Here is a 20,032-nt window from a genome sequence, read left to right as displayed (position 1 = left end):
GACTCCGCCGAACCGACTACGCGCCCTGCTCGACGGCGACGGAATCGGGCGTCGAGGGCGGCAGCCCGTCGTCGGACGGGGGCCTACTGTTCCCCCGTGGCAGGTACGACTTCTACATGGTGAAGTGACCGCAGCGGCCACGGCTGGGTGTGGTGACGGTGTTGTGAGCAGGTGGTGCGGTGGTGGCTGGGCAGAGGGCGGGCGGGCCATGCCCGACCGGGAACGGAGGGCCAGTGGGCGCGGCGAGGCGGACATCGCTCCGGCGGTGGGCCGGCGTGCCCCGGTGGGTTCGGGTCGTCGCGATCGCCGCGGTCTGCCTCTTCGCGTACGGCGGGATCGTCCACCTGGGCGACCTGCTCGGCATCCGGCCGGGCGGTCCAAGCCACTCCATCCCCACCTGGCTGACGCTGTACTTCACCTCGCTGACCGTGTTCGATCCGCTCGCCGCGCTGTTGCTGGTGCTGCGCCGGATCGAAGGGCTGCTGCTCGGCTGTGTCTTGTTGGGCAGCGACGCGGCGGCGAATGGGTACGCCAACTACGTGCTGGACACCGCGCCGGGGATCACGCCCGGCCGGATCGGGCATGCGGTGATCACGGCACTCGCGGTCGCCCTGATCGCGGCGGCGCCCCGGGTCGCGCCCTGGCTGCACCGGCCGCGACGTGCTGGCGAGTGCGCTATCCATGAACGCCGTCGGGTCTGATCGGACAGGCGGCTGTGGTGCGGGGTCGGCCCCAGCGTTGTCGGCCTTCGCTGCCCGTGTCCCCATCAGCGGTCCACCGACGCCACCCGGCCCGGCGACACCCCCGGATCGTCGGAACGACAGGGGCAGTGAGTCGTACCGGGCCGGGCGACCGAGGAGTCCCCGGCTGGGGACGATGAAAAGGTGACGGGGCAGTAGTGGCTGCCCACCCGGGTGTTGGCTCTTCGCCGGGTGCCGGCAACACTCCGCCCGCCGGATAGGTTCACCCGGCACCAGCGCCAGCCTGTGAACCGTTTTCCCGCGACCTGCGGATAACAGGTGATGAATCCCGGCTCCGCGGAAGGTCGTGCATGAACCGTTTCAAACGAGTGAAGGCTGTCGACGTCGGCACGTTGACGGATGGGGCAGTCATCGAGCGATCCATCCGGGATTCTGAGAGCTTCGCGGTGATCTTCGACCGGCACGCCCCGTACATCCACCGCTACCTGGCGAGGCGGCTTGGTGCCGGGATCGCGGACGACCTGGCCGCCGAGACGTTCCTGGTGGCGTTCCGTCGCCGGGAGCGGTACGACACCGCCCGTCCGGACGCCCGGCCATGGCTCTACGGAATCGCGACCAACATCGTCAGCCAGCACCGACGCGAGGAGGAGCGCGAGTACCGGCTGCGGCAGGCGTACGTCCCCGCGACAAGCGAGGCGTCGCACGACGACCGTGTCGCCACTGTGGTCACCGCGCAGTCGCTGCGCCGAATGCTGTTCGGCGCCCTGGCCGAGCTTTCCACCGGCGACCGGGATGTGCTGCTCCTGATCGCCTGGGAGGAGTTGACCTACGACGAGGCGGCCGCCGCGCTCGGGATTCCGGTGGGCACCGTGCGATCACGACTCAACCGCGCCCGCAGGCTGCTCCGCGACGCGCTGGGCGGCGATTCCACCATCACGATCGAGGAGGCAATGAGCAATGGATGACATGCGACTGCTCCAGCAAATCGGCCAGGAGACCCCGCCGGCCACCCCCGAACAGTTGGCCTCGGCCCGCGGCCGGCTTCTGGCCGCGATGACCGCCACGTCCCCTGCTCCCACGACGATTCGCCGCTCGAACCGGCGGAGCTGGCGACTCGTGCTCAGCGGGATGGTGGCGGCGGGCGTCGCGGCGGCGGTCACCTCGGTGGTCGTGCTCGCTCCGGATCAGTTCGGCGGTGACGCGCCGGTTGCCAGGGCCGATGCCAGCCAGGTGTTGCGGAACGCGGCGGCCGTTTCGCTCCGGATGCCTGACCTCACCCCCCGATCCGATCAGCTCATCTACCAGCGCACTCAGAACCGCCAGTCGATCCGTGAGAGCTGGATGTCGGTGGACGGGACCCGGGACGGACTGGTCAGAGAGACTTCCGCTGCCGGCACCACGGAGACGGTCATTCCGGGCTGCCGGAACGGGCGGATGGCCGCGGTGAAGGGCGGCCAGGTGGTTCCGGGCCGGACCGAGCAGTGCACCCCGGAACCCGCGTACCGCTCCGACCTGCCTACCGACGCGGCTGCCATGCGGACCTACCTGGCCGGGCACCGCAGCGGCGAAGCCGGTGACGTGAATGCCGCCGGCAAGGACGTGCTCTTCCTCGCCGAGAGCTATCTAAGACCGCAGACGCGAGCGGCGCTGTACGAAGCCGCGGCAGCGGTCCCGGGTCTACGCGCCGTCGAGAACGTCACGGATGGCGCGGGCCGGCCGGGCATTGGAATCGCCTGGCCATCCACGAACGGAGCGGAGCAGATGGTCCTCGTCTTCCACCCCGAGACCTATGCCTACCTCGGCACCTCGCGATACACGGCGGTGATCGCCCACACCGTCGTCGACGAAGTCGGTCAGACCGGCTGACCTTCAGTACCACCCGTGCGGGCCGCCCGGCGCGGCCCGCCATCGGTGCCCGGCTGGTATCCCAGGTCCAGCAGTTCCGGCCGGGTCAGTGCGTAGAACGACCGGCGGCCCTCGGTCTGGTAGTCGATCAGCCCGCAGTCACGAAGCCACGCCAGGTGCTTCGACACCGTCCCCGGAGTGCAACCAATCGCCATGAGGCGATGGCAGCACCCAGGAAGGATGCTTCCTGATCGTCTACCCTGTCCCGATGCTCGCCGGACTGGAAGAGATCGACTGGGCGACCTACGAGGGTGCCTACGGCCCCGCCGAGGAAGCCCCGCACATCCTGCGCGCCATCGCCTCACCCGATCCGGAGACCGCCCGCGAAGGCCGCTACGAGTTCACCTCCTCGCTGTGGCACCAGGGCACGGTCTACCCGGTGACGGTGATGGCCGTACCGTTCCTGGTCGAGCTGGCCACCACACCGGGAGTGCACCAGCGACCCGACCTGCTCCACGTGCTCGGCGCGCTCTGCGACCCCGAACAGAGCGACGGCGACGACCAGCCGGCGGTGCGGGCGGCCGTCGCCGAGCACAGCGACGTGCTGCTGTCCCAGCTGGCGGACGCGGACCCGGAGGTACGCGAGTGCGCCGCCTACGCGCTCGCGCGCTGCGGTCGGCACACCCGGCAGGCGCTGGCGGAGCGCTGGGCGCTCGAAGAGGACGCGCGGGTGCGTGCCTCTCTGCTGCTGGGCATCGCCCTGCACGATCCGGCCGGGTGCGCCGACCGGTTGCGGTCGGCCGCGAAGTCGGAGCCGTCCCCGGTACCGGCGGCGGCCGCGCTCGCGCTGGCCCGGGCCGGGCTGCCCGTCCCCTCGGAGACCATCGCCCCGATCGCGGCGGCGTTCGCCAGCGACGACGAGTGGCGTAGCCCCTGGCAGGGGCACGCCGACGCACTCTCGGAGGTGCTGGACCGGGTCGACGCCGCCACCGCGAACGCGATCACCGCGGCATTGACGGACGGCGCGCCGGGCCCGAGCGGCCCGTCACGGCGCACCCGCGGCGCGGGCGCCACCCCGACGGCTCGGATCCGTGCCGCCAACGCCATGACCGATCGCTTCCGGAGCCGACGCTCGGCGCCGGCCGACCTGATGCCGCGCCTGAGGGCGCTGCTGACCGACGCCGACGCCGACGTCCGGGCAGCGGCCGTGCAGGCCGCGGCCCACGCGGGAGTGCCGGCGGCGGCCGTCGCGAGCGTACTGGCGAGCATCGCCGGCGGCGGTGACGACGACGGCCGCGGACCGGCGGGCACCGCCCTTAACACCCTCATCCGACTCGGTGATCACCGGTGGCGGGAACCCGTGCTGAGCGCGTGGGCCGCCGGGCGGGACCCGGGCGCGATGTACGTGCTGGCCGACTACAGGCCCGCGTTCGACCCGGACGTCTTCGTGGCGCTGCGGCGTCGGCTCGCGGCGCAGCTCGCCGCCGGTCTCACCGGCAACCCGGTCATCCACCTGGTGTCGCTGGTGCATTCATGGGGGCCAGCCGCGGCCGACGCGGTTCCCGATCTCCTCGCCGCCCTGCCCGCCGCGCCGTGGGTGACGCCGGCCGCGCTTGCCGAGATCGGGCCAGCCGCGTTGGACGCCGTGCCAGCGCTGCGCGAGGCCGCCCACACCGGCCAGGTACGGGCGGGCCACGCGGTGTGGCGCCTCACCGGCGATGCCGGACCGCTCATCTCGGCGGCTTCTGCCCGGCTGGCCTCGTCCCGGTCGAACCTGGCCTGGGAACTGGACCTCGTCGCGGACGCCGGGCCGTCCGCCGCGCCCCTCGTTCCGGCGCTGCGTGGCCGGTTGACCGGTGCGCCAGGGACGACGCACCCCGAGCGCGATGAGCAGATCGCCGCCGCGCGGCTGGTGTGGCGGGCGACCGGCGCTGCGGCCGAGGTGCTATCGACCGTGGCGGCCGTGCTCGGCGCCGGTGACGTCCCGGTCCGGTCCGCCGCGAAGCTGGCCGCTGAGATGGCACCCGTGGCCGGCGCCGAACTGGCGCGTGGGCTGCGGGAGGCGCTCGGCAACGAGTACGGTCGCGTCGACGCCGCCCGTGCGCTCTGGCGACACGGCACCGCTGTCGGCGACCTCGTCGACCCGCTGCTCACGGCCGTCGCCGACCCGTACGGCGACAAGGGGGCGCTCGCCCTGCTGGTGGAGATGGGCGGGGTCGACGCGGTGCCGGGGCTGGTCGAGTTGGCCGACCGCGACGAGCGGGTGGTCACGTACGGCTCCTACGACGAAACTGTGTGGTTGGACGACCGCCTGCGACGTGATCTGTACACGGCCGTCGCCACGCTGAGTTCGTCGGCCGAACCCGGCTGACCGTGCACGGCCGGCGGCTGCACGCGGGCCGGTGCGTCCGGGCCGGCGACGCGGTGTATCTCGACGCGGCGGCGGCGGGCGCGTGGATCACCCACCCCGACTTCCAGGTGATGAAGTGACCGCAGCGGCCACGGCAGGGTGTGGTGACGGTGTTCTGAGCAGGTGGTGCGGTGGTGGCTGGGCAAGAAGACAACCCGCTGCCAACGGAGGGGCGCCGCCCGGTCGTCAGCGGGCCGCCCGGCGGCGACGCGCCCTGGACTGGCCGTACACCCACAGCACCAGCGCGACAACGCCCCAGAGGACGATCGCCCAACTTGTCGGTGGAGTCCAGGCTGACAGCCAGCCCGCACTGTCCGCCGTGCTCAGCGGAGCACGCGGCTGCACCGATATGGCCGCGACGGCGAAGCCGACCGCCGCAAGGCCGCACAGCACCGGCACCACCGCGCGGCGGAACACGACTGCGGTGAGCAGAGCCGTCACCAGCCACAGGGATGCCCCGGACAGGACAGCGGCGGTGGTGGTGGCGTGGTCGGTCGGAGAGGGTTGCTCACCGAAGAACGCCGCGGAGGCGATGAGGCCCACGTACAGGGACCATGCGGCGCCGGGCAGTGCCAGGATCAGCATCAACCAGGGGTACGCCCAGTGGCCTCGTTCTCGGGGAGGGGAAGAGCCCGCAACGGCACCGTCGTGCTGCTCGCCATCCCCTGCGTTGGTCATGCCCTGATCCTGGCCCGGCGCGCGCCAGGTCGCCTGAGTTACGGTACTCAACCTGCTGGCCCTCGTCAGGGAGCAAGACGTGTTTCCTCGGGCCCGTCATGACGATCGCGGTGCGTGTCCCGGCTGCTCCTGAGCTTGTCGTTCGGTCGAGAGGCTGCTCACCCGCCTCACGTTCGGATCGAACGATCCTCACGTCCACCTGATACGCCCAAGCTTGTTTCGTTGGGACCTCTCGGGTTGCTTCCCCGCCCGGCAGCCGTCACATCGGCGGCGGCGCCGGCCCGGTTCCGTCGCCTCGCGAGGACGATCGACCCCACCAGCAGCAGCACGAGCCACAGCAACACCAGCCCGGGAACGAGCGACCGCCAGATGGGCCACACCGGCTCGGCGAGCCCGTCCGTGGCCAGGTCCGCCCAGGTGAGGCCGACCCCTGGGAGCAATCCGACCGTCACCAGTGTGCCGACCAGCAGGGGTACGGGCGACCGTCGCCGCGCCACCGGCCAGAACAGCGCCGCGCCGGCGGCGGCACCGAGGAGGGTGCCGATGACCGTGGTGGCGAGGAAACCGTCGGGGGCGGCCGGTGCGACCCTCAGCGTCGACCCGTACGCCCGGTGGGTGAGCGTGACCGTCAGGCCCTCATTCTCGGCCCGCCAGCCGTCGCACGGGGTGCCCGGCACGCGGCGGAGGCTCTGCCAGCCCCGCGATGCGGCGTTGCGCCGCAGCTGTTCGGAGAGCGAGCAGTCGACGCGGACACCGTAGTGGAACACGGCGTGACCGGAGCCGAAGTCGTCGGTGGCCAGGAACACGCCGTACCGGTAGCCGCGTTGGAACGCCGAGCTGTCTGGCTCGGTTCCGGGGAGCAGCTCTGCCGCCACGCTGCGGGCCCGCTCGGGGCTGAGCGGTACGGTGCCCCGGCCGCCGTACCAGGAGCCGACGCACAGGCCGACCGTGCCCAGCAGCACCGCGCCGAGCAGCAGCAGCGCAACGAACCGCAGACGATGTCCCACTGGCCCTCCTGTCACGGTGCGGCACATCGTAGCCCTTGCCATCTATCCGTGGTGGCCTGCGTGACAGAGTTCAGCGCGGCCAGCGGAGGGGGCCGGGGCGGACCGACCAGAGGACGCGACGCCACCAGGGCCGGGCGGCGCGCAGCGCCGTGACGTAGTCGTTGGCGATCGTGCCGGCCCGGGTGGCCTGCTCGGGCGTGACCGTGCCCGGGGCGAAGGCCGCCTGGTTGAGCAGGTCGGCCAGCTCGTCCACCTGGGCGTCAAGCTTCCCGCCACCTGCCGTGGTGCGCGGCGGGCCGGTGTCTGCCGGTGCGGGACCGGCGGTGCCGACCAGATCGGCCGGGGCCCCAGAGATACCGGCCCGGCCGTCGCTGAGGGCCCGGCGAGCGTGGGCGGCGACCTCGGTGGCGGCCAGGTCCCCGCCGACCGGTCGGCCGGCCAGCCGCAGCGCGTCGGTGACCTCCCGCCAGGCGCCCGCGATGCGCTGGCCGGGGTCGCCCCGCTCCAGCCGCGCCCGGGTCTGCGCCCGGCGCATCACCATCAGGGCGAGCAGTGCCGTCACGACCAGCAGCAGGGTGCCGCCGGTACCGCCGCCGACGAGCAGCGCCGTGGACGGCCCGGCGTCGGTCGGCTTGCCCGGCGCGGCCACCGGCTCCGGCGGGGCGGTCGGCTCGACCGTCGGCTCCGGCACCTCCGACGGGGGCGGCTCGTCGGGCGTCGGGCGGAAGTCCTCCTCCACCGGGCGCGGTTCCTCGTCGGGTCGGGGCAGCGGGTCGAACGGCACCCAGCCGAGCCCGTCGAAGAGGACCTCCGGCCAGGCGTACGCGTCGCCGGCCCGGACGGGGCCGTCGCCGGTGGCCCGGAAGCCGACCACCACCCGGGTCGGCAGCCCGGCCAGCCTGCCCAGCACGGCGAACGCGGCCGCGAACTGCTCGGAGGTGCCACGCTGGCCGCCGGCGTCGCGCGGTCCGAAGAGGAAGAAGTTCAGGTTCGGGTACGCGTGCCCGCTCGGCGCGTCCGCGACGAGGCGGTAGTGCTCGGCGAGGAACTGCTCCACGGCGGTGGCCCGCGCGTACGGGGCGCCGTTGGACTCGGCGAGCTGGGTGGCGAGCCGGCGCAGCGGCTCGGGCACCCCGTCGGCGACCCGCAGCACCCGGGCCACCTCGTCGCCGGCCGGCACGTCCGCCGTGCTGAGCAGGTTTCCGTCCGGCGTCTCCACGGCCGAGGTCACGGTGTAGCGCAGGCCCGGCGTCAGCCCCTCCGGCCGGATCAGGGTCCCGGTCGTCGGGTCGTACGCCACCCGCGCCCCGGTGACCTCGCGCGGTGTGGCGACGGCGGGCAGCAGCCGGCCGCTGAGTTCGGCGACGGTGATCTCCTGTCGTACCGTTCGCACGGTGCTGTCCGGCGCGGGTGCTGTCGCGGGCAGGATCCGTCCGGCGTTGCGGTACGTCGCGCCGACCCGCCAGGTCACGCCGTCGTAGTCGCTGAGCACGGCCAGCCGGAGCGGCGCCCGCCGGCCGCCGGTGTCCGGCCCGGTGCCGGAGTCGGGGGCGGGGTCGGGCGCCCCGGTCGGCGTGGACGCGTCCGGGGAGTCGGTGCGGACGTCGAGCAGCTTCTGTCCGGGGTTGAGCGCCCACCCGGAGATGCGGATGAGGGGGCTCTCGTCGAGCGCCTCCACCTGCGGCGGCTCGACGTACCGGCGCGGGTCCACCGGCCGGCCGTCGACCTGGCCGGCGAGCGCCGGGCCGAGCAGGGCGGCCAGGCCGACGACCACCGCCAGCCCGGCGGCGGAGGCGGCGGCGAGCCGGGCCCGCACGGCGGCGCGGACCGCGGGCGTCAGCCCGGCGGTCGGGTCGCCGCCGGCCGCCGCCGCGCTGCCCGGCGGTACCGCCAGGCCGAGCACCGCCACGGCCACGAAGGCCAGGGTGGGCCCGATCGCCGGGTCGGCGTTCGGGCCGACCACGTAGAGCGCGGCGGCGTAGAGCAGCACCGGCGGCAGGTAGCCGAGCAGCACCCGGCCGGCCCGCAGCGCCACCTCCGCCGCGGCGAGCCCGGCCAGCCAGGCGGCGACCAGCGGCACCAGCACCGTGTCCGGGGTCGGCTCGACCGGGATCATCGCCGTCAGCAGCCGGGGGATGCCGTTCGTGGCGGCGTCCGCGGTCACCTCGGCGAGACCGCCGGGCAGCTCGGCCCGGGTCGCGGTCAGCCGCAGCGACCAGGCCGTCCAGCCGGCCAGCGCGGTCACCGAGACCGGCGCGACCAGCCACGACGGCAGCCGGCGGGCCGCCACGCTGACCAGCACCGAACCGATCGCGGCACCGAGCACCAGCCGGGTCAGCAGCGGGCCGGCGTAGACCCGGCCGAGCACCGCGCCGGCCAGGCCGATCATCGCGATCAGCGCCAGCGGCACCGGCACGGCCCGCAGCGCCCGCAGCATTGCCCGTCCCGGCCCGGCGGTCCCGCTGCCGCCGGCGCTGTCCCGGTCCGGCCCGGCGTTGCCCGTGTCCTGGCCGTTGCTGCCCGTGGCGTGGCCGCCGCTGTCGGCCGGCGGCGGCGCCGTGCCGTCGCGGACCCCGCCGGTCGCCCTCACCATCTGCGCACCCCGTCCCACTCGGCGGCGAACGCGGCGCCGTCCGGGGCGTCGATCACCACCAGGCCGGCCGCGCCCGGCGGCGCCGGATCCGCCGCCCCGAAGATCCCCACCACCACTGACGGGTACGCCGCGCGCAGCGCGCCCACCGCGCCCAGGTCGCCCCGGCCGCCCGGGCCGGTGAGGAAGACGAGCGTGTCGCCGAGTCGTTCCCGCCGCAGTCGGGTGGTGGCGGGCTGGAGGACGTCGTCGGCGAGTTGTGCCGCCGCGAGCCGGTCCAGCGGCCCGCCGCCGTGCCCCGTCTCGTCGCCCGTGGTGTCCGGTCCGGACGGTTCCGGGGCGACCATCAGCAGCGCCACCGGCAGGTCCTCGCGGACGGCGGCGGTCACCACCGAGGCGGCGGCCTCGCACGCCGACTCGAACGACTCGGCCACCCCGTCGACCCGCTCCGGGTGGGCGGCGGCGCGGTTGTCCAGCAGCACCACGATCCGGGGCAGGCTGGTGTCGACGTTCTCCCGCACCATCAGCTCGCCGACCCGGGCGCTGGTGCGCCAGTGCACCCGGCGCAGCTCGTCACCGACCACGTACTCACGCAGCGAGTCGAAGGTGATCGACCCGTGCGGCACCTTGTCCACCCGGCCGTCCAGGCTGCGTCCCGCCCCCGTCGGCACCGCGTGCAGCGGATGGATGCGCGGGTGCACCCAGACCGGCACCGTGCCGCCGTACGGGCGGGCCAGCGCCACCAGGCCCAGCGGGTCGCGTCGGGTCACCCGCAGCGGCCCGACCGGCACCACGCCGCGGCGGGAGGTCGGCACGTCGTAGCGGACCGTGGTGTCGCGGCCCGGTCGCAGCCGCAGCAGCGGCACCGGGACCGACCGGTTCCCGCACCGGTCCTCGGCCACCAGGCTCGCCGCCGGCAGCCGGCCGGCGTTGCGTACGGTCAGCGTCATCGCGGCCGGCTCGCCCCGCGCCACCCGGTCGGGGTCCGCGCTGCGGGTCACCTCCAGCCGGGGCCGCCAGGCCGCGGTCGCCAGGGCGTAGCCGACGGCGGTGCCGGCCGCCGCGCCGAGCAGCGTCAGCTCGGGGTACGCGAAGCGGAAGCCGGCGCCGAGCAGCACGACGGCGGCGACGAGCAGCCCGACGCCTCGGGCGGTGAGCGCGGACACCGGCGTTGCCGGTCAGCCCTGGACCGGGGCGGGCTGGCCGGAGGGGAGCGGCACCGGCACGGAGGCGACTGCCTGGCGCAGCACCTCGGCGGCGGTCACCCCGCGCACCTGCGCGTCGGGGGTGAGTAGGAGCCGGTGCGCGAAGACCGGCTCGGTCAGCGCCTTGAGGTCCTCCGGCATGATCCAGCCCCGCCCGTCGATCAGCGCGTACGCGCACGCCGCCCTGGTCAGGGCGATCACGCCCCGGGGGCTGACCCCGACGCGTACCTGCGGGTGGGCGCGGGTGGCCGCGGCCAGCCGCACCGCGTACGTGTAGAGCGGCTCGGCGATGTGCACCCGGCGGGCCATGCGGACCATCTCCCCGACGGTGGCCGTGTCGGTGACCGCGGTGAGCGCCTCGGGGGAGCGGACCGTCGCGCCGCGCAGCACCTCCACCTCGACCGCCTCGTCGGGGTAGCCGACGGAGAGCTTTACCAGGAACCGGTCGAGCTGGGCCTCGGGCAGCCGGTAGGTGCCGTCCATCTCCACCGGGTTCTGGGTGGCCACCACCAGGAACGGCTGCGGCACCGGGTGCCGGACGCCGTCGACGGTGACGGTGCGTTCCTCCATCACCTCCAGCAGCGCCGACTGCGTCTTCGGTGAGGCCCGGTTGATCTCGTCGGCGATGACGATGTTGGCGAACACCGGCCCCGGGTGGAACTCGAAGCCCCGGGTGGCCTGGTTGAAGATGGTCACCCCGGACACGTCCGAGGGGAGCAGGTCGGGGGTGAACTGGATGCGCCGCCACTGTCCCTTCACGGTGGCGGCGATGGCCCGGGCCAGGGTGGTCTTGCCGACCCCGGGCACGTCCTCCAGCAGCACGTGCCCCTCGGCGAAGAGGGCGGTGAGCGCCAACCGGACCACCTGTGGCTTGCCCAGCACGACCGCGTTGACGTTCTCGGCCAGCCGGGCGGCGAGGGCGGCGAAGCCCTGCACCTCCGGCTGGGTGAGCGGCTCGTGGGTGTTCACGGTCGGTGGTGCTCCTTGCCTGGGTGGTCAGCAGTTGGGCAGGACGTTGATGTTGTCGCCGCCCTCGAGGTTGAGCCAGGCCCAGGGGATGTAGTTGCGTCCCTTGTAGTCAACCTGCACCCACCAGGTGCTCTGCTTCTGGTTGTTGTAGATCCAGGAGTCGACGTTCTCGCCCGACTTCTTGCAGTACGCCTTGAGTCGGGTGCCGGGCTCCGCCCAGCCGACCTGCCGGTTGTTGTCCTGCCGCGGGACCGAGAAGATCTCGTTGCCGTTGCGGCCGTCGACGTCGGAGTTGCAGTACGTCCGCTGGTCGCCGTCGGGGCCGTTGTTGCAGGTGGCGATCCCGTAGAGGGCGTCGGTGGCCTGGGCGCGGCTGGCGGTGCCCTTGCCGGCGGCGTTGCTCGCGGTCACGGTGAACGTGTACGCCGTGCCCGGGGTCAGGCCCGTCATCGTGATGCCGGAGCAGGTCCCGGTCTTCGTCGGCTCGCCGTTCGTGCTCAGCGAGCAGGTCGCCTTGCCGCCGCCGGCGTCCACGGTGAACGTCACCGTCGCCGAGGTGGCGGTCGCCGACGAGCCGGTCACGGTGATGCGGGGCTCGGCCACCGTGCGGGCGGTGGCGGTGGCCTCCGGGCCGGGACCGGCCTCGTTGACCGCCTTCACCTTCACGGTGACGTTCTGGCCGTTGCCCAGCCCGTCCACGGTGGCCCGGGTGTCGGTCACCTCGCTGGTGCGCCCACCCACGTCCACCAGGTACTTCGTCACCGGGCGGCCGTTCGCCGCAGCCGGCGACCACTGCACGGCGACCGTGCCCGGCCGGTCGGCGACCGTGGTCGCCCGCAGGTCGGCGGGCCGGTCCGGCGCCGCGTACGGCACGACGGTGTTGCTCACCGGGGAGGCCGCCGAGCCGGCACCCCGGTCGTTGACGGCGACGACGGTGAACGCGTACTGCGTGCCGTACTCCAGCTCACCGGCGGGCACCACCAGCTCCGTCTTGCGGGACTCGCCGGCCGGCGCGTTGGTGCCCGCCGAGGTGGCCGTGACCACGTACTTCGCGATCGTGTTGCCCTGACCGTTCGCCGCCGGCCACTTAACCAGCACCGTGCCGTCCGGCCGTTCCTGGGCGGTGACGCTGGCCGGCGGGTCGGGCACCGCGGCGGTCGGCGTCACCGGGTTGCTGGTCCGCGCCGGGCCGTCGCCCTTGGCGTTGACCGCGTGCACCGAGAACCGGTACGTCTCGCCGTTGGTCAGGCCCTTGATCTCCACGGCCCGCTGGTTGGCGCCCACCTGCACCCGCTGGCCGGCGCCCTCCACCACGTACCGGGTGATCTCCGCGCCGTTGGTCGGTGCCGGCCGCCAGCTCACCCGGGCCTGCGCGTTGCCGGCGGCGGCGGTCACGCTGCGCGGCGCGCCCGGCTTGCCGACCTTGGGCTTCTTCGGCGGGGGCGGCGGCGTGGGAGCCGGCGGCGGGTCGCCGCCGAGCACGTCGTTGGCGTACTTGTCGACCTCGCGGACCTGGTGTTTGTCGTCCACCACCCGGGCGGTCGCCGAGTCGGGGGCGTTGACGAAGAGGTGGTTCTCCCGCACCTCCAGTTCCAGCGGGCCCGTCCCCTTGCCGCGGATGGTGTCGACCAGTTGGCCGTTCGCGTCGAAGGCGTAGACCGTGCCCGACGCCTCGTCGGCGCAGTAGAACCGGCCGGCCCACGCCACCGCCGGGCTGAGCCGGTCGCCCGTGCCCGGCACGGTGAACGCGCGCACCTCGCCGTCGTCGCCGACCACGTGCACCCGCCGCTCGCCGGGCACCGTCACCGGCACCGCCGGTCCGCTGGTCCGCGCCGGCAGCGCGCCCGGGGCGCTCATCGTCAGCGGCGTCGAGCGGACCTGGCCCCGCTGCACGGTGACCAGCGCGCCGGCGGTGCGGTCGAGCACCGCGACGCCGTCGTCCAGGGTGGAGACGACCAGCTCGTGACTGGCCTCCGCGACGTCGTACGTCTCGACCTTCTTCGGGCTGAGGCCGGCCCCGGCGGCGGCCGAGGCGGGCGCGGAGGGCAGCGCGGCGGCGGTGATCGCCGAGACGGTGCCCTCGCTGGGCACCGCGATCCAGAGCCGGCCCTCGCCGTCGAAGGACCCGCCGGTGATGCCCGGCGGGTAGCGCACGGGCTCGCCGACCGGCGTCAGGGACCGCGGGTCGAGCTGCCGGACGATGCCCTGCACGGCGTCGACGACGAACGCCGCGTCCTCGTGCAGGGCGACGCTGACCCCGAGGCCCGGGGTGGTGCGGGTGGTCGCGGTGATCTGCAGGGTGGCCAGGTCCAGCGAGCTGACCTGGCCGGTGCTCAGGTCCCGCAGGATCAGCAGCCGGTCGGTCTGGGTGACCTGCATCGGGTGCCGGCGGGCGGCCGGGATCTCGACCCGGGTGTCGACCCGCGCGGTGACCCCGTTGACCCGGGCCATCTCGCTTCGGGCGGTGCTCCACAGCCAGGAACTCGCGTCGTAGCTCGCCACCGCGTTGTCCGCCGCGCCGAGACCGAGGACGGTCAGCCCCATCGCGGCCAGCAGCGCCCCCACCGTCCCGATGGTGACCAGACCGCCCCGCATCCGGCGGGAGCGGGGACGCGGACCGCCGGCGTTCGCGGCGTCGTCGATGGTGGCCACTACCGGCTGCCTCCCATGTCGTCCTGGCAGGTGGCGCGCCCTGACCGGCGACCCTCCCCTGAGCCGGGTGCCATCATATGGCCCGGCCGGGGGCGGGGGAACCCGCACTGTCCCGCTGTGGACACCGAGCGTGCGCGCCGCGCCGGGGGTCAGCCTCAGGTCGCCGGCGTGTCGCCCTCCCGCTCCGTGCAGACCTGCCCCGACGTGGCGAACGAGTCCGTCGAGTAGACCGCCAGCACCGTGAAGCAGTAGTCCACCCGCGAGTTGAGCCCGTTGACCGTGTAGCTGGTCTGGCCGGGGTCCACCGTGGCCATCACGCCCAGCTTCTGCCCGGCCCGGCCGCCGGCCACCATGAACGGCACGCCGCCGCGCGCCGGGTCCGTCCAGCTCAGGGTGATCGTCGCCGAGTCGTCCCGCAGCGTCAGGTCGCCCGGCGGCGGACCGGCCGCGTTCGGCGAGGCAGTCGCCGTCGTCGACGCGGCCGGTGAGGCGGGCCCGGCCGGCGGCGCCGCCTCCCGGCTGAGCACCAGCACGCCCACCCCGACGAGCGCCGCCAGGGCCAGGACCGCGACGACCACGGCGACGACCACCGCCGTCCGGCTCCGGCCGCGCTCCTCGGGCTCGGCGACCATCGGGTACGCCGTCGGCGGCGGGAAGGCCGGCACATGGTGGGCCGGCCCGGGCGCGGTGGACGGCGACGGCACCTCCTTCATGGGGAACGTTTCGTCGATGTCGAGGTACGCCGGCGCCTGCTCTCCGGTCCCCTGCTCTCCGGTCCCCTGCTCCCGGCCCGGCTCCCGCTCCAGCGCGGGTTCCTGGTCCGGCTCGTCCTCGACGTCTTGGTCGCGGTCGCTCCCGGTGGCCGGCGGCCCGGTCAGCGCCTGCGGGGGAGCCGTGCTGCTCCACGGCGGCGCGGTCATGCTCCACGGCGGCGCCGGTGCCCCGCTCACGGGAGGCGAGGGCTGCGGCGGTGCGCTGACGGGCGGATACCCGGGAGGCGCGCTGATCGGCGGTCCGCTGATCGGCGGCGCGCTGACCGGGGGAACCGGCGGTGCGCTGACCGGCGGCGTCGGCGGTGCGTTGACCGGTGGCGGGACCACCGGTGGGGGTGGCAGCGGTGGGGCGGTGACCGGCACGCGCGGCGGCGGGGGGATCACCGGAGGGGCCGGGATCGTCTGCCGCGGGGTCGCGGGCGGCGCACTGACCGGCGGCGGGGGCGGGCTGACCGCTCGGACCGGCCCGGGCGGTGCGCTGACCGGGGGCGCGGGCGGCGCGCTCACCGGCGGCGCACTGACAGGTGGTGCGCTGACGGGGGGCGCGGGCGGCACGCCGACCTGTGGCGCAGGCGGTGCGCTCACCGGGGGCGAGCTGACGGGGGGCGCACTCACGGGGGTCGCGCTGACCGGAGCTGCGGGCGGGGCGCTGACCGGTGCCGTCGGCGCGGGCGTGTGCGGCGCCGCGGCGGCGACTTCCGACATCCCGGGCGAGGCGGGGGCGGCCTCCGACGCGCCGGGCGGCGCGGTGGCCGACGTGCCCGCAGCGGCCTCGGCCTGCTTCGCGTTGGCGGCGCGGGCGGCCTCCTCGGCGAGCAGGGGCTCGATCTGCCGTACCTGGATCGTGGGGTTGTCCCACCTGGGCCCGCGCGTCGACGGTTCCGGCGTCTCCGGCCCGGCCGGCGCCGCGTCGTCCGGCACGGCCGGACGCGGTGCCTCGGCGTCGGGCGTCGGGCGTGCTGCGGTGGGGGCCGACGGCGGGGTGGGGGGTGTCGGCGTCTTGTCGCCGGACGTCGGTGCCGCGGTCGGCCGACCGGCGGACGCCGGGGACGCGGCCGGTTCGGCGGTGGGTTCCGGTGCCGCGGAGGGCGTGGCGTCGGCCGTCGCCTCGTGGGCCGTCCGCTGCCGCGGTGGCGCGGCGGGGCCCGGCCGCGACGGCGCGACGGCGGGCGGCGTGGGTGGCACTGACACGGCGGCGGTGGCGGGAGGCGCCGCGTGTCGCGGGCCCGGCGCCGCGGTCGTCGCCGCAGGCGGAGGAGACGAGACGGGACGCGCCACGTGCGGCGGGATCGGCGGCGGTGGCGGGATCGTCCTGGCGGCGGGGGCGGACGGGGAGGTGCCCTCGGCCGCCGGTGCGGCGGCATGAGGCGGGCTCTGCGGCGCGGGCGCCGACGGAACATGCGCCACGGACGGCTGCGCGGGGGCAGGGGCCCACGGAGACTGCGGCGGCGCTGCCGTACCGCTGGCGTGGCGCGGCGGTACCGCCGGAGGCGGCGGGACGTGCGGTGGCCGCTCCGGGGCGGTGGTCGACGGCTGCGGTGGCACGACCGGCGGTGGGGGGACCGGCGGTGAGGGGACGGCGGCCCGGGCCGACGCCGAGGGCGCGCTGCGTGGTGCCGGGACCACCGGGGGCGGCGGGATCTGTTGCGCCGGGACGGCGTGCGGAGCGGCCTGTCCGGTCGCGGCGGCGTGCGGCGGTGCGGGCGGAGCCGGGACCCGGGCGGCGTGCGGCGGGTTCGGTACGACGGGCGGGGCCGGGGGAGCCCATCCGCTCTGCGGCGGGTTCGGCACCACCGGCGGGGGCGGCACTGGGGCTGCGCCGGTGTGCGGTGGGACGGGTACCGCCGGGGGAGGCGGCACCGGGGTGGCGTGTGGCGGCGCGGGCACCGCCGGCGGGGGCGGCACCCGGCCGGCATGCGGCGGACCCGGGTAGGGCTGGGCCGGCGGCTGGTGCGGCACCGGCGCGGCGCCGGTGTGCGGCGGATACGGAGGCGCGGGGGTGTGCGGCGGGGTGGCGGTGGCCCGAACCGGACCAGGCGGAGCCGGAACGGTGGGCGGCGGCGGGATCGGCCGGTGGTACGGCGGCGCGGGCGGTGCCGTGGGTGGGCCGGCGGTCACCTGAGGCGCGGGCGGCTGCGCGGCCGGAGGCTGCACCGCCGGGGTCTGTGCGGCCGGAAACCGGGGTGGCTGGGGGATCGCGGTCGGCTCGTGGGGCCGCCACGCGGTGGAAAGGGCGGCCAGCGAGATGGTCGGCTCCGACAGGGCCGACAGGTCCGGCCGCGCGGTCGGCGCGGGCTGCTGAGGGGCGGGAGCGGCATCGCCGAGATACTGCCGGGCCGTGCGTACGGCCGGGTGCTCGACACCGAGCACGGCGGGGCCCAGGGAGGCGACCAGGCTGTAGTTGCGGCGCGCCTCGTGCCGGTTGCCCAACTCGTGCGCCACCGCCGCCAACTCGAAGGAGAGCGCCAACATCAGCGGGTCGGCGGGCGGCCAGCGTCGCTCGCCAGCGGCGTACGCCTCCTCCAGCGTCCGGCGGGCGGCGCCCGGGTCGTCCGCCTCCCGGTGCAGGCGGGCCAGCAGGTGCGCGGTGCTTAGCACATCCGGGTGATCCTTGCCGTACGGCGGCCGGGCGGATCCGACGGCGTCGGCGAGCAACCGGCGGGCGGCGGTGAGATCGCCCGCGGCGCGCAGGGCGAGGGCCCGGTGCTGGACGGCGGCCAGGGGAGAGGGATGGGACACGTCGTCATGCTGCCGGGTCGGACCCGCCGGACGCCACCCGGGGCCCGCCGATTTGCGTCGGTCGTCCCGCCTTGTGGGCCGGCCCGACCTGCGCGGACGCATCGGCCGGAAGCCGATGTGCATGATCCACCCGGGGCGTGTACAGTAACTCCTCGTGCGGCCCGCCAGAGCGGCCTACGGGTGATGAAATCCCCCAGGTCGGCGCGGTAGGCTGAACGAGTAAGTCCGGGTGGCGGAATGGCAGACGCGCTAGCTTGAGGTGCTAGTGCCCGTATAGGGCGTGGGGGTTCAAGTCCCCCCTCGGACACCAGTCTTCGTGCGGGATCACGGGAGCTCACCATCCTGGTGGCTCCCGATGAGGACACCACGTAGCAGCCGTGTACACATCGAAGATCAGGGCTTTCAGCGCGACGCGCTGAGGCCGCGCGGACGGCTGCGGCGGTCGCCATGACGGCCGCCCGGCAACCGCCCCGCCGACGCCTCGACGAGCAGCTGATCGGCGCGGTCATCCCGGCCCCGCTTCCTCGCCCGGCACCGCCACCGGCTCCGATGCCGGAGCTGCCCGCAGCCGTCCCATCTGCGCGGGAACCGGTCGACGACATCGTCATCGACGTGGCCCGCCCGGACGTCGACGGCCGGGTGGCCGCCCGGGCGTTGCTACGGGCGCTGGGCTGGCCGTCCGGTCACCGCCTCCACATCGACGTCACCGACGGCCTTCTCCTGATCACCGCGAGACCTGACGGGAAGCACACCGTCGGGGCCCGCGGGGCACTGCCCCTGCCCGCCGCAGCCCGGCAGATGTGCGGCATCCACCCGCATCGGCCGGTGCTGCTGGCGGCGGTTCCTGTCCGGGATCTGCTCGTCGTGCACCCCTCGAACACCATCACGCGGCTCCTCACGCACCTGCACACCACCGTCCTCGGAGGTGCCTCTCATGCCGGCTGATCCGTCACGCATCGTTGCTGCCCGGCAGATGCTCGCCCATCTCGGCCTCACCCCGGCGGACCTCGTCGCCCACCCCGACACTTCCGGCTGCACGATGCCGACAGTCGCCGAGTACGTGCCTCGCGTCGCGGCCGCGGCCAGCCCGGGCACCCGCCGTACCTACGGCACCTACTGGGACCAGATGGTCGCCGTGCTTGGCCACCTGCGGTTGGACGAGGTGACCGCCAGCGACATCGAGGCCCTCATGCGGCAGGCCACCGCCGGCGCCCGCTCCCGGCGCACCGGTCGGCAGGGCCGACACGCGGGGGAGCATGTCATCGCGGCCGCCCGCGCCGTCTACCGCCGGGCTGTCGCCGACGGCCACCTCACCGCCGCGGACAGCCCAGCCCACCGGGTCGCCAAGCCGCGCCGGCTGCCCAACCCCCGCCGGGCCCTCACGCCCGGTGAACTGCAGGACATCAACCTGGTGGCGCGTACCAGCGGCAACGACGTCGTCCTCGACGCGCTGCTGCTGCGCCTGCACACGGAAACCGCCTGCCGCCGCGGCGGCGCCCTCTCACTACGCCTGGTCGACCTCGACACCCGGCACTGCCTGATCCGCCTCACCGAGAAAGGCGGTACCCTGCGTTGGCAGCCCATCACCCCGATCCTCGCCGACCGCTTGTTCGAGCATGCCAGGGCGCGGGGCGCGGTCCTGCCCACCGACCGGCTGTTGCGCTACCGCAACGGCCAGCCGATCAGCAGCCGCCGCTACGATCACCTGTGGAAACGCATCGGCGAACAACTGCCCTGGGTCGCCGCCCAAGGCATCTCCACCCACTGGCTACGCCACACCACCCTCACCTGGGTGGAACGCCACTTCGGCTACGGAGTAGCCCGCGCCTACGCCGGCCACACCGACCGACGTGGACCCGCCACCACCACCTACATCAAGGCCGACCTGCACGCCGTCGCCGAGGCCCTGGCCGCCATGACCGGCCAACCCCACCCGCTAGCCAGAAGACAAGACGGGCAGTCCTTGCCCGCACCAGGCCAGGGATGACGGCGGCCGGCCACAACACCCCCTGGAACTCGCTGTTGACCCAGCCCTCAAAAGGCGCCCCTCGCGGACGTGTTGGTGTCGGCGCTGGTGGGCAACGGTGGAATATCCGGTTGCAGGTAGCCGATACCCGCCGCAACAAGCCACTGGGCTGCCGCCGGTTCAAGAAGCCACGGTTCGCGCAGAAGGGTTCTGCGCAAAACGCTGCGGTCCGCGACCTGCGCGGGTTCTGGCGGCAGTCGTCGGCGGCCGCTGGCCGTCGGGACCCCAGTGCCGATGCGACGGCTCGTCAAGGACAGTGACGAAGTCGTCGACGAGGCTGGGCCAGGTCGGCGTGCCCCACCAATGGCGGCACGGCAGCCCACCGTGTGCCGCGGCGCGCCGGGCGGCGTGTCGGCCACCCCGTTCCTCGGCTGCGGCTGCCCACCCGCCCAACACGCCGGCGACGTGGTCGCTGAAGTCCGCGAGGTCATCGCCGG

Annotated in this window: 15 protein-coding genes, 1 tRNA gene and 1 pseudogene; 8 read left to right on the top strand and 9 right to left on the bottom strand. The window is 74.8% G+C overall.

All coding sequences use genetic code 11. From position 1 onward, the window contains the following. Nucleotides 1–275 precede the first annotated feature (275 nt). The 3 genes from ABZ793_RS19150 (at nt 276) to ABZ793_RS19140 (ending at nt 2,567) form a co-directional block, all read left to right on the top strand. Entirely contained in the window at nt 276–701 is a 426-nt protein-coding gene (locus ABZ793_RS19150; protein ID WP_357458839.1) for a hypothetical protein, read from the top strand. A 350-nt stretch (nt 702–1,051) separates the two neighbouring features. Next, nucleotides 1,052–1,666, top strand: a complete 615-nt coding sequence (locus ABZ793_RS19145) for an RNA polymerase sigma factor (protein ID WP_357458837.1) — start codon at nt 1,052–1,054, stop codon at nt 1,664–1,666. Further along, nucleotides 1,659–2,567, top strand: coding sequence for a CU044_5270 family protein (locus ABZ793_RS19140; protein ID WP_357458835.1), 909 nt, complete (start codon nt 1,659–1,661; stop codon nt 2,565–2,567). Before ABZ793_RS19145 ends, ABZ793_RS19140 begins: the two co-directional genes overlap by 8 nt. Here ABZ793_RS19140 and ABZ793_RS19135 read toward each other — a convergent pair. Further along, entirely contained in the window at nt 2,555–2,761 is a 207-nt protein-coding gene (locus tag ABZ793_RS19135; RefSeq protein WP_357458832.1) for an ArsR family transcriptional regulator, read from the bottom strand. The two genes, ABZ793_RS19140 and ABZ793_RS19135, sit on opposite strands and share 13 nt — an antisense overlap. Before the next feature lie 53 nt (nt 2,762–2,814). Between ABZ793_RS19135 and ABZ793_RS19130 the strand changes: the two genes are divergently transcribed. Further along, nucleotides 2,815–4,917, top strand: coding sequence for a hypothetical protein (locus ABZ793_RS19130; protein WP_357458829.1), 2,103 nt, complete (start codon nt 2,815–2,817; stop codon nt 4,915–4,917). A 225-nt stretch (nt 4,918–5,142) separates the two neighbouring features. Here the strand turns inward: ABZ793_RS19130 and ABZ793_RS19125 are convergent, their stop codons facing one another. The 7 genes from ABZ793_RS19125 to ABZ793_RS19095 form a co-directional block, all read right to left on the bottom strand. Continuing rightward, entirely contained in the window at nt 5,143–5,541 is a 399-nt protein-coding gene (locus ABZ793_RS19125) for a hypothetical protein (RefSeq protein ID WP_357458826.1), read from the bottom strand. Nucleotides 5,542–5,801: 260 nt separating this feature from the next. Further along, complete coding sequence (locus tag ABZ793_RS19120; RefSeq protein WP_357458823.1) at nt 5,802–6,641, bottom strand: hypothetical protein; 840 nt, start codon at nt 6,639–6,641, stop codon at nt 5,802–5,804. A 70-nt stretch (nt 6,642–6,711) separates the two neighbouring features. After that, complete coding sequence (locus ABZ793_RS19115) at nt 6,712–9,078, bottom strand: transglutaminaseTgpA domain-containing protein (RefSeq protein ID WP_357459041.1); 2,367 nt, start codon at nt 9,076–9,078, stop codon at nt 6,712–6,714. A 149-nt stretch (nt 9,079–9,227) separates the two neighbouring features. Then, entirely contained in the window at nt 9,228–10,397 is a 1,170-nt protein-coding gene (locus ABZ793_RS19110) for a DUF58 domain-containing protein (protein WP_357458821.1), read from the bottom strand. 12 nt (nt 10,398–10,409) lie between these two features. Further along, the gene (locus ABZ793_RS19105; protein WP_357458819.1) at nt 10,410–11,405 is read right to left on the bottom strand and encodes a MoxR family ATPase; all 996 of its coding nucleotides are present in this window, start codon (nt 11,403–11,405) and stop codon (nt 10,410–10,412) included. A 27-nt stretch (nt 11,406–11,432) separates the two neighbouring features. Continuing rightward, nucleotides 11,433–14,057 carry a fibronectin type III domain-containing protein gene (locus tag ABZ793_RS19100; RefSeq protein WP_357458816.1) on the bottom strand — a complete coding sequence of 875 codons (2,625 nt, stop codon included), beginning with the start codon at nt 14,055–14,057 and terminating at the stop codon, nt 11,433–11,435. A gap of 155 nt (nt 14,058–14,212) precedes the next feature. Beyond that, the gene (locus tag ABZ793_RS19095; protein WP_357459039.1) at nt 14,213–14,977 is read right to left on the bottom strand and encodes a fibronectin type III domain-containing protein; all 765 of its coding nucleotides are present in this window, start codon (nt 14,975–14,977) and stop codon (nt 14,213–14,215) included. Here ABZ793_RS19095 and ABZ793_RS19090 point away from each other — a divergent pair. Further along, nucleotides 14,952–16,196, top strand: coding sequence for a hypothetical protein (locus ABZ793_RS19090; RefSeq protein WP_357459062.1), 1,245 nt, complete (start codon nt 14,952–14,954; stop codon nt 16,194–16,196). The two genes, ABZ793_RS19095 and ABZ793_RS19090, sit on opposite strands and share 26 nt — an antisense overlap. Nucleotides 16,197–17,131: 935 nt before the next feature. Here the strand turns inward: ABZ793_RS19090 and ABZ793_RS19085 are convergent. After that, nucleotides 17,132–17,569: pseudogene (locus ABZ793_RS19085) on the bottom strand (tetratricopeptide repeat protein); the annotation flags it as partial. Nucleotides 17,570–17,792: 223 nt separating this feature from the next. Between ABZ793_RS19085 and ABZ793_RS19080 the strand changes: the two are divergent. The 3 genes from ABZ793_RS19080 to ABZ793_RS19070 all read left to right on the top strand — a co-directional run bounded on the left by ABZ793_RS19080 (nt 17,793) and on the right by ABZ793_RS19070 (nt 19,556). After that, nucleotides 17,793–17,879 (top strand) — tRNA-Leu (locus ABZ793_RS19080). Nucleotides 17,880–18,016: 137 nt separating this feature from the next. Beyond that, nucleotides 18,017–18,514: a hypothetical protein gene (locus ABZ793_RS19075; RefSeq protein WP_357458813.1), complete on the top strand. Its 498-nt coding sequence runs from the start codon at nt 18,017–18,019 to the stop codon at nt 18,512–18,514. Then, complete coding sequence (locus ABZ793_RS19070) at nt 18,504–19,556, top strand: site-specific integrase (RefSeq protein ID WP_357458810.1); 1,053 nt, start codon at nt 18,504–18,506, stop codon at nt 19,554–19,556. Before ABZ793_RS19075 ends, ABZ793_RS19070 begins: the two co-directional genes overlap by 11 nt. Nucleotides 19,557–20,032: the final 476 nt, after the last annotated feature.

It is taken from the genome of Micromonospora sp. NPDC047465, from assembly GCF_040643125.1.
Lineage (GTDB): Bacteria > Actinomycetota > Actinomycetes > Mycobacteriales > Micromonosporaceae > Micromonospora.
This window is presented reverse-complemented; position numbering and strand designations above follow the sequence as displayed.

What these genes read in the sequence shown, in the direction of transcription:
- ABZ793_RS19145 (WP_357458837.1), top strand. Translation starts at nt 1,052, where the DNA reads ATGAACCGTTTCAAACGAGTGAAGGCTGTCGACGTCGGCACGTTGACG.
- ABZ793_RS19140 (WP_357458835.1), top strand. Translation starts at nt 1,659, where the DNA reads ATGGATGACATGCGACTGCTCCAGCAAATCGGCCAGGAGACCCCGCCG.
- ABZ793_RS19135 (WP_357458832.1), bottom strand. Translation starts at nt 2,761, where the DNA reads ATGGCGATTGGTTGCACTCCGGGGACGGTGTCGAAGCACCTGGCGTGG.
- ABZ793_RS19130 (WP_357458829.1), top strand. Translation starts at nt 2,815, where the DNA reads ATGCTCGCCGGACTGGAAGAGATCGACTGGGCGACCTACGAGGGTGCC.
- ABZ793_RS19125 (WP_357458826.1), bottom strand. Translation starts at nt 5,541, where the DNA reads ATGCTGATCCTGGCACTGCCCGGCGCCGCATGGTCCCTGTACGTGGGC.
- ABZ793_RS19115 (WP_357459041.1), bottom strand. Translation starts at nt 9,078, where the DNA reads ATGCTGCGGGCGCTGCGGGCCGTGCCGGTGCCGCTGGCGCTGATCGCG.
- ABZ793_RS19095 (WP_357459039.1), bottom strand. Translation starts at nt 14,977, where the DNA reads ATGACCGCGCCGCCGTGGAGCAGCACGGCTCCCCCGCAGGCGCTGACC.
- ABZ793_RS19075 (WP_357458813.1), top strand. Translation starts at nt 18,017, where the DNA reads ATGACGGCCGCCCGGCAACCGCCCCGCCGACGCCTCGACGAGCAGCTG.
- ABZ793_RS19070 (WP_357458810.1), top strand. Translation starts at nt 18,504, where the DNA reads ATGCCGGCTGATCCGTCACGCATCGTTGCTGCCCGGCAGATGCTCGCC.